The sequence below is a fragment of the Streptomyces sp. NPDC091282 genome (assembly GCF_044757385.1).
GTDB lineage: Bacteria > Actinomycetota > Actinomycetes > Streptomycetales > Streptomycetaceae > Streptomyces > Streptomyces gramineus.
The window spans coordinates 419,296-431,903 of the sequence record NZ_JBIVUX010000001.1 but is presented as its reverse complement, the minus strand read 5'-3'; the positions used below and the strand labels follow the sequence as shown (position 1 = coordinate 431,903).

The 12,608-nt window shown below is 68.3% G+C and carries 12 protein-coding genes; 9 read left to right on the top strand and 3 right to left on the bottom strand.

Features of this window, described 5'->3' with window-relative positions; all coding sequences use genetic code 11:
• Positions 1-22: 22 nt before the first annotated feature.
• A complete protein-coding gene (locus ACIQOE_RS02025) occupies positions 23-232 on the bottom strand; it encodes a hypothetical protein (RefSeq protein WP_351325287.1) in 210 nt (69 codons plus the stop codon).
• A 131-nt stretch (positions 233-363) separates the two neighbouring features.
• On the opposite strand from ACIQOE_RS02025, the gene ACIQOE_RS02020 reads away from it, so the two are divergent.
• Entirely contained in the window at positions 364-1,338 is a 975-nt protein-coding gene (locus ACIQOE_RS02020; RefSeq protein ID WP_351325285.1) for a carbohydrate kinase family protein, read from the top strand.
• 63 nt (positions 1,339-1,401) lie between these two features.
• On the opposite strand, the gene ACIQOE_RS02015 is transcribed toward ACIQOE_RS02020, so the two are convergent.
• A complete protein-coding gene (locus ACIQOE_RS02015; RefSeq protein WP_401409013.1) occupies positions 1,402-2,787 on the bottom strand; it encodes a cysteine desulfurase/sulfurtransferase TusA family protein in 1,386 nt (461 codons plus the stop codon).
• A gap of 321 nt (positions 2,788-3,108) precedes the next feature.
• Between ACIQOE_RS02015 and coxB the strand changes: the two genes are divergently transcribed.
• The 4 genes from coxB (at position 3,109) to ACIQOE_RS01995 (ending at position 7,607) form a co-directional block, all read left to right on the top strand.
• Positions 3,109-4,071, top strand: a complete 963-nt coding sequence (coxB, locus tag ACIQOE_RS02010; protein ID WP_351325281.1) for a cytochrome c oxidase subunit II — start codon at positions 3,109-3,111, stop codon at positions 4,069-4,071.
• Positions 4,068-5,798 carry a cytochrome c oxidase subunit I gene (gene ctaD, locus ACIQOE_RS02005; RefSeq protein ID WP_351325279.1) on the top strand — a complete coding sequence of 577 codons (1,731 nt, stop codon included), beginning with the start codon at positions 4,068-4,070 and terminating at the stop codon, positions 5,796-5,798. Before coxB ends, ctaD begins: the two co-directional genes overlap by 4 nt.
• The gene (locus ACIQOE_RS02000) at positions 5,795-6,193 is read left to right on the top strand and encodes a cytochrome c oxidase subunit 4 (RefSeq protein ID WP_351325277.1); all 399 of its coding nucleotides are present in this window, start codon (positions 5,795-5,797) and stop codon (positions 6,191-6,193) included. The genes ctaD and ACIQOE_RS02000 overlap by 4 nt, the downstream gene beginning before the upstream one ends.
• Positions 6,194-6,344: 151 nt before the next feature.
• Positions 6,345-7,607, top strand: a complete 1,263-nt coding sequence (locus tag ACIQOE_RS01995) for an Ig-like domain-containing protein (RefSeq protein WP_365569952.1) — start codon at positions 6,345-6,347, stop codon at positions 7,605-7,607.
• A gap of 110 nt (positions 7,608-7,717) precedes the next feature.
• Here ACIQOE_RS01995 and ACIQOE_RS01990 read toward each other — a convergent pair whose 3' ends face one another.
• Positions 7,718-8,119 (bottom strand): hypothetical protein, encoded by a 402-nt coding sequence (locus tag ACIQOE_RS01990; RefSeq protein ID WP_363013827.1) that lies wholly within the window; start codon positions 8,117-8,119, stop codon positions 7,718-7,720.
• A gap of 178 nt (positions 8,120-8,297) precedes the next feature.
• Between ACIQOE_RS01990 and ACIQOE_RS01985 the strand changes: the two genes are divergently transcribed.
• From ACIQOE_RS01985 to ACIQOE_RS01970, 4 genes are all read left to right on the top strand, one after another.
• Positions 8,298-8,918 carry a heme-copper oxidase subunit III gene (locus ACIQOE_RS01985; protein ID WP_351325272.1) on the top strand — a complete coding sequence of 207 codons (621 nt, stop codon included), beginning with the start codon at positions 8,298-8,300 and terminating at the stop codon, positions 8,916-8,918.
• Positions 8,919-8,995: 77 nt separating this feature from the next.
• A complete protein-coding gene (locus ACIQOE_RS01980; protein WP_351325271.1) occupies positions 8,996-9,808 on the top strand; it encodes a cytochrome c in 813 nt (270 codons plus the stop codon).
• Positions 9,805-10,863, top strand: a complete 1,059-nt coding sequence (locus ACIQOE_RS01975; RefSeq protein WP_351325269.1) for a Rieske 2Fe-2S domain-containing protein — start codon at positions 9,805-9,807, stop codon at positions 10,861-10,863. Before ACIQOE_RS01980 ends, ACIQOE_RS01975 begins: the two co-directional genes overlap by 4 nt.
• Positions 10,860-12,497 carry a ubiquinol-cytochrome c reductase cytochrome b subunit gene (locus tag ACIQOE_RS01970; RefSeq protein WP_351325267.1) on the top strand — a complete coding sequence of 546 codons (1,638 nt, stop codon included), beginning with the start codon at positions 10,860-10,862 and terminating at the stop codon, positions 12,495-12,497. Before ACIQOE_RS01975 ends, ACIQOE_RS01970 begins: the two co-directional genes overlap by 4 nt.
• The last annotated feature ends 111 nt before the right edge of the window (positions 12,498-12,608 follow it).

Genomic DNA, 12,608 nt, shown 5'->3' with positions numbered 1-12,608 from the left:
CCCCGTGAACGCGCCGGGCGCGTCAGTCCCCGTAGTCGGACATCGCGTCCAGCAGCCTGGCGGACTTCTTCGGCACGGTCACCCCGTGGATGAGCGACGGCGGCACCGGACGGGTGTCGCCGTGATCGGGGACCGCCCAGTGCGGGGCCATCCGGGCGCAGTCCCCGCGCAGCGACGCGAGGTCGCCGTCGAGGTCGGCCGGAGCGGAAGCCTGGACCCTGAGGTTCGTCATGAACGAACCGTATGCACGCCCCGGGCCGCGAAGAAAGATCTACTATCGGGTAGTTTTGTCACCTTCAGAGCCCCCGGCCGACCCGGTAGCGTTAACTGTCATTCACGCCTCCCCTCAGGAGAGTCCCAGCCGTGCGCATCGCAGTCACCGGCTCCATCGCCACCGACCACCTCATGACCTTCCCCGGCCGCTTCGCCGACCAGCTCGTCGCGGACCAGTTGCACACGGTCTCGCTGTCGTTCCTGGTGGACAACCTGGACGTACGGCGGGGCGGCGTCGGCGCGAACATCGCGTTCGGCATGGGACAGCTCGGCACCCGCCCGGTCCTGGTCGGCGCGGCGGGCTTCGACTTCGACGAATACCGGGCCTGGCTCGACCGGCACGGCGTCGACACGGACTCCGTCCGCATCTCCGAGACCCTGCACACCGCGCGTTTCGTGTGCACGACCGACGCCGACCACAACCAGATCGGCTCGTTCTACACGGGCGCGATGAGCGAGGCCCGGCTGATCGAGCTGAAGACGGTGGCCGACCGGATCGGCGGCCTCGACCTGGTCCTGATCGGCGCCGACGACCCGGAGGGCATGCTCCGCCACACGGAGGAGTGCCGGGCCCGCGCCATCCCCTTCGCCGCCGACTTCTCCCAGCAGATCGCCCGGATGAACGGCGACGAGATCCGGATACTGCTCGACGGCGCGACCTACCTCTTCTCCAACGAGTACGAGAAGGGCCTGATCGAGACCAAGACCGGCTGGAGCGACGAGGAGATCCTCGGCAAGGTCGGCCACCGGGTCACCACGCTGGGCGCGCGCGGGGTGCGCATCGAGCGGGCCGGCGAGGAGGCCATCGAGGTCGGCTGCCCGGACGAGGAGCGCAAGGCGGACCCGACGGGCGTCGGCGACGCGTTCCGCGCCGGGTTCCTGTCCGGCCTCGCCTGGGGCGTCTCGCTGGAGCGGGCGGCGCAGGTCGGCTGCATGCTCGCCACGCTCGTCATCGAGACCGTCGGCACGCAGGAGTACCAGCTGCGCCGCGGGCACTTCATGGAGCGGTTCACCAAGGCGTACGGCGACGAGGCCGCCGAAGAGGTGCGCGGGCACCTGGTCTGACGTCGCCGGGCGGCGGGCGCGGGGAACCGGTCGCACGGATCTCCGCGCCCCTGCCGACGCGCCTCAGCCGACCCGGCGCACCAGGTACGCCGTCCCCTTTTCCGCCGCCTCCTCACCCACGTACTCCTGGCCCCGCATCTCGCACCACGCCGGGATGTCCAGGCGTGCGGCCTCGTCGTCCGACAGCACCCGGACCAGGCCCCCCACCGGCACGCTCCCGATGACCTTCGCCAGCTCGATGACCGGGATCGGGCACCGCTTGCCCAGCGAGTCCACGACGACCTCGGGGCTGTCCGCCGTCCGGACGGCCGACGTCACCGGCGGTGCGTCCAGCTTCTCCCGCACCCCCGCCACCACGCCCGGCAGCACGTCGAGGAAGCGGTCGACGTCCTCCTCGGACGTTCCCGCCGGCAGCGACACCCGCACGTTCCCCTCGCTCAGCACGCCCATCGCCCTGAGCACATGGCTCGGTGTCAGCGTGCTGCTCGTGCAGGAGGATCCGGAGGACACGGCGAAGCCCTCGCGGTCCAGCTCGTGGAGCAGGGTCTCCCCGTCGACGTAGAGACAGGAGAAGGTGACGACACCCGGCAGCCGCCGGTCCGCGTCGCCCACCACCTCCACGTCCGGCACCACCTGGGGCACCCGCGCCCGGATCCGCGCCGTCAGCTCCCGCAGCCGTAGGGCCTCCTGCTCGGCCTCCGCCCGCACCGCGCGCAGCGAGGCCGCGGCCGCGACGATCGCCGGCAGGTTCTCGAAACCGGGCGCCCGGCCCGACTCCCGTTCGTCCGACGCCCCTTGGACGGCGAACCGCACGCCCTTGCGCACCACCAGCAGCCCGACTCCGCTCGGCCCGCCCCACTTGTGCGCACTCGCCGTCAGCAGCGACCAGTCGCCCTCGACGCGTCCCCACCCCAGCGACTGCGCCGCGTCCACCAGCAGCGGCACCCCGGCCGCCCGGCACGCCTCGGCGACCGCGGCGACCGGCTGCACGGTCCCCACCTCGTGGTTGGCCGACTGGAGGCAGGCGAGCGCGGTGTCGGACCGCAGGGCCGCCGCGTAGGACCCGGGGTCCACCGCCCCCGTGCGCCGCACCGGCACCCGGGTCACCGTCCCGCCCTCCGCCTCGAACACCTCGGCCGAATGGAGTACCGAGGAGTGTTCGACGGCTGACACGATCAGGTGACGTCCGGTGCGACGGCGGCCGGCCAACGCCCCGCCGACGCCGGTGTGGACGGCCCGTGTCCCGGACGGGGTGAACGTCAGCTCGTCCGGCCGGCAGCCGACGGCCTCGGCGGCCGCCTCCCGCGCGGCGTCCAGCAGCATCCGGGCCCTGCGGCCCTCGCGGTACAGCCGGGAGGGGTCGGCCCACCCGTCGTCGAGCGAAGCCAACAGTGCCTGGCGGGCGACGGGATGAAGGGGAGCGGCGGACGCGGCGTCGAAGTAGGGCACACGGCAACGTTAGAACGCGGGCAAGCACATCAGGGGCGCGGGGCTGCGCCGGTATGCGGCTCCGCCGCGTGGGCGCGACCAGCCACAACGCACGCCGCACCCGCCCGTCAAACCGCGACAACCCGAGCTATTGGGCGCCCATTCCCACCCCAACCGAGTGACAGGCGACGCGTATGCCCCCCTCCCCGCGAACCCCCGGAGGGCGTCGGCTAGGGTTTGGTCCGCATAAACATCCAAACCCCTGCCCGACGCAGGGCGGCGACCGACCAGCGAGAAGGCCGCAGCCGAACCGCGCGGGCGAGACTCTCGGGAAGGCGCTACGTGAGTCCCAACGGCTCCGACCGCTCGCCGCGGCGCCCGATGCGGCGGAAGCTGCTGCAGGCTATGACCGCGGGCCTGGTCCTGGCATCCGCTACCGGATGCACATACAAGGACTTCCCCCGCCTTGGTATGCCCACCCCGACCACGGAAGAGGCTCCGCGGATCCTCTCCCTGTGGCAGGGCTCCTGGGCCGCCGCGCTTGTCGTCGGCGTGCTGGTGTGGGGTCTGATCATCTGGAGCGCCATCTTCCACCGGCGCAGCCGCACCAAGATCGAGGTGCCGGCGCAGACCCGGTACAACATGCCGATCGAAGCGCTGTACACGGTGGTTCCGCTCATCATCGTCTCGGTGCTGTTCTACTTCACCGCGCGTGACGAGACGAAGCTGCTCAGCCTCACCGACAAGAAGCCCACCGTCACGGTCAACGTGGTGGGCTTCCAGTGGAGCTGGGGCTTCAACTACGTCACGCCCGTCGACGGGGTCACCGGCGACGCGAAGACCGACCCGAACCTGGCCGCCATTCCGGACCGGTTCAAGAAGGACTTCCCGGCTGCCGCCGGCGGTGTCTACGACGTCGGCACTCCGGGCGTCAAGAACCCGCAGACCGGCAACCCCGGTCCGACGCTCTGGCTCCCCAAGGGCGAGACCGTCCGCTTCGTCCTCACCTCCCGTGACGTCATCCACGACTTCTGGGTGGTGCCGTTCCTGATGAAGATGGACGTCGTCCCGGGCCACACCAACGCGTTCCAGGTGACCCCCAATCAGGAGGGCACCTTCCTCGGCAAGTGCGCCGAGCTCTGCGGCGTCGACCACTCCCGGATGCTGTTCAACGTGAAGGTCGTCTCTCCTGAGCGTTACCAGCAGCACCTCAAGGACCTCGTCAAGAAGGGGCAGACCGGTTACATTCCCGCCGGCATCGCGCAGACGAGCCACGAGAAGAACCGGGAGACGAACAACCTGTGAGCATCCTCAACGAACCCCAGGGTGCCGCGGCTGAAGGCTCGTACGCTGACGAGCTGCCGGTCAGGCGCAAGCAGCCCGGCAATGTCGTGGTGAAGTGGCTGACGACCACCGACCACAAGACCATCGGAACGCTCTATCTGGTCACCTCGTTCGCGTTCTTCCTGATCGGTGGAGTGATGGCGCTGCTCATGCGCGCCGAACTCGCTCGCCCCGGTCTGCAGATCATGTCGAACGAGCAGTTCAACCAGGCGTTCACGATGCACGGCACGATCATGCTGCTGATGTTCGCGACGCCGCTGTTCGCGGGCTTCACCAACTGGATCATGCCGCTCCAGATCGGCGCGCCCGACGTCGCCTTCCCGCGGCTGAACATGTTCGCCTACTGGCTCTACCTGTTCGGCTCGACCATCGCGGTCGGCGGCTTCCTCACCCCGCAGGGCGCGGCCGACTTCGGCTGGTTCGCGTACTCGCCGCTGTCGGACGCGGTCCGCTCGCCGGGCATCGGCGCCGACATGTGGATCATGGGTCTGGCCTTCTCCGGCTTCGGCACCATCCTCGGCGCGGTCAACTTCATCACCACGATCATCTGCATGCGCGCACCCGGCATGACGATGTTCCGCATGCCGATCTTCGTGTGGAACGTGCTGCTGACGGCCGTCCTGGTCCTGCTCGCCTTCCCGGTCCTCGCCGCCGCGCTGTTCGCGCTGGAGGCGGATCGGAAATTCGGGGCACACGTCTTCGACGCGGCCAACGGCGGAGCCTTGCTCTGGCAACACCTCTTCTGGTTCTTCGGCCATCCAGAGGTGTACATCATCGCGCTGCCGTTCTTCGGCATCATCTCCGAGGTCATCCCGGTCTTCTCCCGGAAGCCCATGTTCGGCTACATGGGCCTGATCGCGGCGACCATCGCGATCGCCGGCCTGTCCGTGACGGTGTGGGCGCACCACATGTACGTCACCGGCGGTGTGCTGCTGCCGTTCTTCTCCTTCATGACGTTCCTCATCGCCGTACCGACAGGCGTGAAGTTCTTCAACTGGATCGGCACCATGTGGAAGGGGTCACTGAGTTTCGAGACCCCGATGCTGTGGGCCACCGGCTTCCTGATCACCTTCACCTTCGGTGGTCTGACCGGTGTCATCCTGGCCTCGCCGCCGATGGACTTCCACGTCTCCGACTCGTACTTCGTGGTGGCGCACTTCCACTACGTGGTCTTCGGCACGGTCGTCTTCGCGATGTTCTCCGGCTTCCACTTCTGGTGGCCGAAGATGACGGGCAAGATGCTCGACGAGCGCCTCGGCAAGATCACCTTCTGGACGCTGTTCGTCGGCTTCCACGGCACCTTCCTGGTCCAGCACTGGCTGGGCGCCGAGGGCATGCCGCGCCGGTACGCCGACTATCTGGCAGCCGACGGCTTCACCACGCTGAACACGATCTCGTCGATCAGCTCCTTCCTGCTCGGCCTGTCGATCCTGCCGTTCCTCTACAACGTCTGGAAGACGGCCAAGTACGGCAAGAAGGTCGAGGTCGACGACCCGTGGGGTTACGGCCGTTCGCTGGAGTGGGCGACCTCCTGCCCGCCCCCGCGGCACAACTTCCTCACCCTGCCGCGGATCCGCAGCGAATCCCCGGCCTTCGACCTGCACCACCCTGAGATCGCCGCCCTGGAGCAGCTGGAGCACGGCCACGCCGCCGCCGCTGTCGCGGGCAGCAAGGAGGCCGGCAAGTGAAGATCCAGGGCCGCATGTTCGTGTGGCTGAGCGTCTTCGTCCTCGCCATGGCGATCGTCTATGGCGTGTGGTCGAAGGAGGCGGCCGGAACCACGGCGCTCTTCATGGCCTTCGGCCTGTGCATCATGATCGGCTTCTACCTGGGCTTCACGGCCTCGCGGGTGGACGCCGGTGCCCAGGACAACAAGGAGGCCGACGTCGCGGACGAGGCCGGCGAGGTGGGCTTCTTCAGCCCGCACAGCTGGCAGCCGCTCGCCCTCGGTATCGGTGGCGCGCTGGCCTTCCTCGGTGTCGCGGTCGGCTGGTGGCTGCTGTACTTCTCGGCGCCCATCATCATGATCGGCCTCTTCGGCTGGGTGTTCGAGTACTACCGCGGTGAGAACCGCACCCAGTAGACAGTGCCGAACGCACCGGGAGCCCGGATCCTCCGTCAGGAGGGTCCGGGCTCCCGGCGTTGCGGGGACGGCTCCCGCCTTCGGCGCAGTGGCGTCACCCGTCCGGGTCATCCGGCATGCCGGGTCGGAAAACGTCTCATAACGTGACCATATGAGTCAGACTCCGTGCGCCCGCACCGTCGTCAGCTGCGCCCTGCTGGTGACCGCCCTCGGAGCGGGCATCACCGCTTGCGGATCCAGCGGCAACCCCCTGTCGGAGAAGCCGCACGACGCGGCGGACCAGATCTCCTTCAACACCCCCACCGGCGCCGGGAAGCGAGCCGATCCCGACAAGCCGCTGGAGGTCGTCGCCAAGAGCGACGAGGACCGGATCACGGACGTCACGGCCCAGGACGCCACCGGTCGCGTCGTGGCGGGCGAACTCGACGCCGACGGGCGCCGCTGGCACAGCACCTCCCCGCTGGCCGCCGACGCCCACTACACGGTCCAGGTCAGCACCGAGGACGAGGACGGCGTACCGGGCCGCAAGACCCTCACCTTCGCCACCAGCAAGCCCACCACGCAGCAGCGGCTGAAGGTCACCTTCGGGCCCAAGGCGGGCGAGTACGGCGTGGGCCAGCCCGTCACCGCCCAACTCGACCAGCCCGTCAAGGACAAGGCCCAGCGCGCCGTCGTGGAGCGCGGCCTGCGGGTCGACTCGGTCCCCGCCGTCGAGGGGTCCTGGTACTGGGTGAGCGACAAGGAGCTCCACTACCGGCCCAAGGACTACTGGCCCGCGCACGCCACCGTCCAGGTGCGCAGCAACCTGGACGGCATCAGGATCAGCGACCGCCTGTGGGGCGGCGCGGCCGCGCCCCTGAAGCTCACCACGGGCGACAAGCTCCTGGCCGTCACGGACGCCGGCGCCCACCAGATGACGGTCTACAAGAACGACAAGGAGATCAACCAGATCCCCATCACCACCGGCAAGCCGGGCTTCGAGACCCGCAACGGCGTCAAGGTCGTCCTGGAGAAGCAGTACTTCGTACGCATGCGCGGCTCCACGGTCGGCATCGCCGAGGGCACCTCGGACTCGTACGACCTCCCGGTCTACTACGCCACCCGGGTGACCTGGTCCGGCGAGTACGTGCACGCCGCGCCCTGGTCGGTGGGGTCCCAGGGGTACGCCAACGTCAGCCACGGCTGCACCGGCATGAACAACTCGAACGCGGAGTGGTTCTTCGACACCTTCCACCCGGGTGACCTGGTGAAGGTCGTCAACTCCAACGGCGAGGAGATGGAGCACTTCGGGAACGGCTTCGGCGACTGGAACCTGTCCTGGAAGGACTGGCAGGCCGGCAGCGCCCTCGGCGGCGGCACCCGGACCGCCCAGAACCCCCAGAACGCGGCGAGAGTGCAGCCGGCCGCGCTGTGACGCGCCCCGCAGGGGCGCGGGGCGGTAGCCGACGTGCGGCTACCGCCCCGCGGGCGCGACCGGCCGCGCACGACCGGTACCCGCGCACAGGACCCGCGCCCCGCTGCTCCCTAGGCGCTCTGCAGCCTCCGCTGCCGCAGCAGGGCGGCCAGGGACGCCGCGAACTCCACCGGGTCCACCGGCAGCGTCACCGCCGCGTCCGCGCGGCTCCAGGTGGCCAGCCAGGCGTCCTGGGGCCGCCCGATCAGCAGCAGCACCGGCGGGCAGTTGAACACCTCGTCCTTGATCTGCCGGCACACCCCCATGCCCCCCAGCGGCACGGCCTCGCCGTCCAGCACGCACACGTCGATGCCGCCCTTGTCCAGTTCGGTGACGACCGCCTGGGGCGTCGCGCACTCCACGAACTCGACGAGGGGCACATCGGGGGCAGGGCGCCGGCCGGCGGCCAGCCGGACCTGCTCGCGGGTGTTGGAGTCGTCGCTGTAGACCAGCACCGTGGCGGTCGGCTGCATTCTTCCTCCGAGACGTCAGCGTCGTACGGACAGGACCGATGGGCCGGATGCTACTCCCCCGGACACCTCGTCAACACCTGTTGGAACACCGCTTCGATGGGCCATCCGGGCAGTACACACGGTGCGGACACCCCGAACGGCACCCCCCGGAGTGAGCGCGAGATAAGCGACCGACATAATGTCGGTCGTGGCGACAGCAACGACAGTAGAAACCGGGCACGCGCACCCGTCGGTCAATCGGCCGAACCTCACCAGCGTCGGAACCATCATCTGGCTGAGTTCCGAGCTGATGTTCTTCGCGGCCCTCTTCGCGATGTACTTCACCCTGCGATCGGTGACCGGTCCGGATCACTGGAAGGAGATGGCGAGCCATCTCAACATTCCGTTCTCCGCGACCAACACGACGATCCTGGTGCTCTCCTCCCTGACCTGCCAGCTCGGCGTGTTCGCCGCCGAGCGCGGGGACGTGAAGAAGCTCCGGGGCTGGTTCATCATCACCTTCGTGATGGGCGCGATCTTCATCGGCGGTCAGATCTACGAGTACACCAACCTGGTGAAGGAGGACGGCATCTCGCTCTCCTCCGACCCGTACGGCTCGGTGTTCTACCTGACCACCGGCTTCCACGGCATGCACGTGACGGGCGGCCTCATCGCCTTCCTGTTCGTTCTCGGCCGCACCTACGCGGCGAAGCGCTTCACGCACGAGCAGGCGACCGCGGCCATCGTCGTGTCCTACTACTGGCACTTCGTCGATGTCGTCTGGATCGGCCTCTTCGCCACGATCTATCTGATCAAGTAGCCGGGCCGGCTCCACGCGCTGCAGAAGCGCACAACCCAGAAGCATCGACGCAGAAGATCCTGACACCGGGGTAATCCGTGAAAAAGCTCTCCGCACGACGACGCCATCCGCTGGCGGCGGTCGTCGTCCTACTCTTTGCGCTGGCGGCCACTGGGGGGCTGTACGCCGCGTTCGCGCCCGCGGGCCGGGCGCAGGCCGATGAGACCTCCCAGTCCCTGACCATTGAGGAGGGCAAGAAGCTCTACTCGGTCGGCTGTGCCAGCTGCCACGGCACCGGCGGTCAGGGTTCGTCCGACGGCCCCAGCCTGGTCGGCGTGGGCGCCGCGGCGGTCGACTTCCAGGTCGGCACCGGCCGTATGCCGGCCGCCACCTCGCAGGGCCCGCAGGTCGTCAAGAAGAAGAACATCTACAGCCAGGCCCAGATCGACCAGCTCGCGGCGTACATCGCCTCGCTGGGCGCCGGTCCCGAGGTGCCCACCAAGGAGCAGTACGGCCCGGGTGGCGCCGACATCGCCGCCGGTGGCGAGCTGTTCCGCACCAACTGCGCGCAGTGCCACAACTTCGTGGGTGCGGGTGGCGCGCTGACCAAGGGCAAGTTCGCGCCGACCCTGCAGGACGTCGCCCCGAAGCACATCTACGAGGCCATGCAGACGGGCCCGCAGAACATGCCGTCCTTCCCCGACACGACGCTGTCCGAGAAGAACAAGAAGGACATCATCGCGTACCTCGACGCGGTCAACAGCTCCAAGACGACGAACCCCGGCGGTCTCGACCTGGGCGGCCTCGGGCCGGTCAGTGAGGGTCTGTTCGCCTGGATCTTCGGTCTCGGCGCCCTGATCGCCGTCGCCGTCTGGGTCGCCGCTCGGACCGCAAAGGCCAAGAAGTCATGAGTAGCCAAGAGATTCCAGAAGAGAACCTGCCCGCTGAGCAGGGACACGCGCACGGTGCCGTGAGCGTCGCGGACGAGAAGGACCCGTTCGCCGACCCCGGTCTGCCGCCCCACGAGCACCGGATCCAGGACATCGACGAGCGGGCCGCCAAGCGGTCCGAGCGCGTCGTCGCCCTGCTGTTCACGGTGTCGATGCTGGCCACCGTCGGGTTCATCGCGTCCTACGTGACGATCCCGAAGGACAAGTCGATCTTCGTCTTCCCGCTCGGTCACATCAGCGCGCTGAACTTCGCGCTGGGCCTGACCCTCGGTGTGGCGCTGTTCTGCATCGGCGCGGGCGCGGTCCACTGGGCCCGCACCCTGATGTCCGACGTGGAGGTCGCCGACGAGCGGCACGCGATCGAGGCGAGCCCCGAGGTCCGCGCGAAGGTCCACGCGGACTTCAAGGAGGGCGCCAAGGAGTCGGCGCTCGGCCGGCGCAAGCTGATCCGCAACACCATGTTCGGCGCGCTGACCCTGGTCCCGCTCTCCGGCGTCGTGCTGCTGCGCGACCTCGGCCCGCTGCCCGGCACCTCGCTGCGACACACGGCGTGGTCGAAGGGCAAGCTGCTCGTCAACATGAACACCAACGAGCCGCTGCGTCCCTCCGACGTCGCCGTCGGTTCGCTGACCTTCGCCAAGCCCGAGGGCGTCGAGGAGTCCCAGGAGGACTTCCAGAACGTGATGGCGAAGGCGGCCCTGATGATCATCCGGCTGCAGCCGGACAACATCAAGGACAAGCGCGAGCTGGAGTGGTCCCACGAGGGCATCGTGGCCTACTCGAAGATCTGCACCCACGTGGGCTGCCCGATCTCGCTGTACGAGCAGCAGACCCACCACGTGCTCTGCCCGTGCCACCAGTCCACCTTCGACCTCTCCGACGGTGCCCGAGTGATCTTCGGCCCGGCCGGTCACGCCCTGCCGCAGCTGCGCATCGGTGTGAGCGAGGAGGGCTACCTCCAGGCGCTCGGCGACTTCGAGGAGCCCGTCGGTCCTGCATTCTGGGAGCGCGGATGAGCACTACGACGAACGACGAGACCCGCGCACGCGGGAAGGCACCGGCCGGCGAGCGTGTCGCCGACTGGGCCGACGGACGGCTCGGGATCTACTCCCTCGCCAAGTCCAACATGCGCAAGATCTTCCCCGACCACTGGTCGTTCATGCTGGGCGAAGTGTGCATGTACAGCTTCATCATCATCATCCTGACGGGTGTCTATCTGACACTGTTCTTCCACCCGTCGATGAACGAGGTGACGTACCACGGCAGCTATGTCCCGCTCCAGGGGCAGATGATGTCGGAGGCGTTCAACTCGACCCTGCACATCTCCTTCGACGTGCGCGGTGGCCTGCTCATCCGGCAGATCCACCACTGGGCCGCGCTGATCTTCCTCGCGGGCATGTTCGTGCACATGATGCGCGTGTTCTTCACGGGCGCGTTCCGCAAGCCGCGTGAGATCAACTGGATGTTCGGCTTCCTGCTGTTCGTCCTCGGCATGTTCACCGGCTTCACCGGCTACTCGCTCCCGGACGACCTGCTCTCCGGTACCGGCGTCCGCTTCACCGAGGGCGCCATCCTGTCGATGCCGATCGTCGGCACGTACATCTCGTACTTCCTCTTCGGCGGCGAGTTCCCGGGCCACGACTTCGTGGCGCGGTTCTACTCGATCCACATCCTGCTGCTGCCGGGCATCATGCTCGGCCTGATGGTGGGCCACCTGATCCTGGTCTTCTACCACAAGCACACGCAGTTCGCGGGTCCCGGAAAGACCGAGAAGAACGTCGTCGGCATGCCGCTGCTGCCGGTCTACATGGCCAAGGCCGGAGGCTTCTTCTTCCTGGTCTTCGGTGTCATCGCGGCCATCGCGGCGACCACCCAGATCAACCCGGTCTGGGCCATCGGCCCCTACCGTCCGGACCAGGTGTCCACCGGCGCCCAGCCCGACTGGTACATGGGCTTCGCCGAGGGCCTGATCCGTTACATGCCGGGCTGGGAGATCAACTTCTGGGGCCACACGCTGGTCCTGGGCGTCTTCATCCCGCTGGTCCTGTTCGGCCTGGTGCTCGGCGTGATCGCGGTCTACCCGTTCATCGAGTCCTGGGTCACCGGCGACAAGAGCGAGCACCACATCCTGGACCGGCCGCGCAACGCCCCGACCCGTACCGGGTTCGGTGTCGCCTGGGTGACCGTGTACATGATCGGCCTGATCGGTGGTGGCAACGACCTCATCGCCACCCACTTCCACCTGTCGATCAACGACGTGACCTGGTTCGTCCGGATCTTCTTCTTCGCCGGACCGGTGATCGCGTTCATCGCCACCAAGCGGATCTGCCTCGGCCTGCAGCGCCGGGACCGCGAGAAGGTGCTGCACGGTCGCGAGACCGGCATCATCAAGCGGCTGCCGCACGGTGAGTTCATCGAGGTGCACGAGCCGCTCAGCCAGGAGCAGCTGCACACCCTCACGGCCCACCACCAGTACGAGCCGGCCGAGATCGGCGCGGGGGTCGACGAGAACGGTGTCGAGCGGAAGATCAAGGGGTCCGAGAAGCTCCGCGCCAAGCTGAGCAACGCCTACTACGGCGAGGACAACCAGATCCCGAAGCCCACCGTCGAGGAGTACAAGGAGATCACGAGCGGCCACGGCCACCACTGATCGACCGCGTCGCCACACGACGGCCGAAGGGCCCCCGTCCGGGGTACGGACGGGGGCCCTTCGCCGTGTCCGGAGCTGGATAGGGTAGGCCCCGAGAACCCTTTTCCCCGG

What these genes read in the sequence shown, in the direction of transcription:
- ACIQOE_RS02025 (WP_351325287.1), bottom strand. Translation starts at nt 232, where the DNA reads ATGACGAACCTCAGGGTCCAGGCTTCCGCTCCGGCCGACCTCGACGGC.
- ACIQOE_RS01995 (WP_365569952.1), top strand. Translation starts at nt 6,345, where the DNA reads ATGAGTCAGACTCCGTGCGCCCGCACCGTCGTCAGCTGCGCCCTGCTG.
- ACIQOE_RS01990 (WP_363013827.1), bottom strand. Translation starts at nt 8,119, where the DNA reads ATGCAGCCGACCGCCACGGTGCTGGTCTACAGCGACGACTCCAACACC.
- ACIQOE_RS01985 (WP_351325272.1), top strand. Translation starts at nt 8,298, where the DNA reads ATGTCGGTCGTGGCGACAGCAACGACAGTAGAAACCGGGCACGCGCAC.
- ACIQOE_RS01975 (WP_351325269.1), top strand. Translation starts at nt 9,805, where the DNA reads ATGAGTAGCCAAGAGATTCCAGAAGAGAACCTGCCCGCTGAGCAGGGA.
- ACIQOE_RS01970 (WP_351325267.1), top strand. Translation starts at nt 10,860, where the DNA reads ATGAGCACTACGACGAACGACGAGACCCGCGCACGCGGGAAGGCACCG.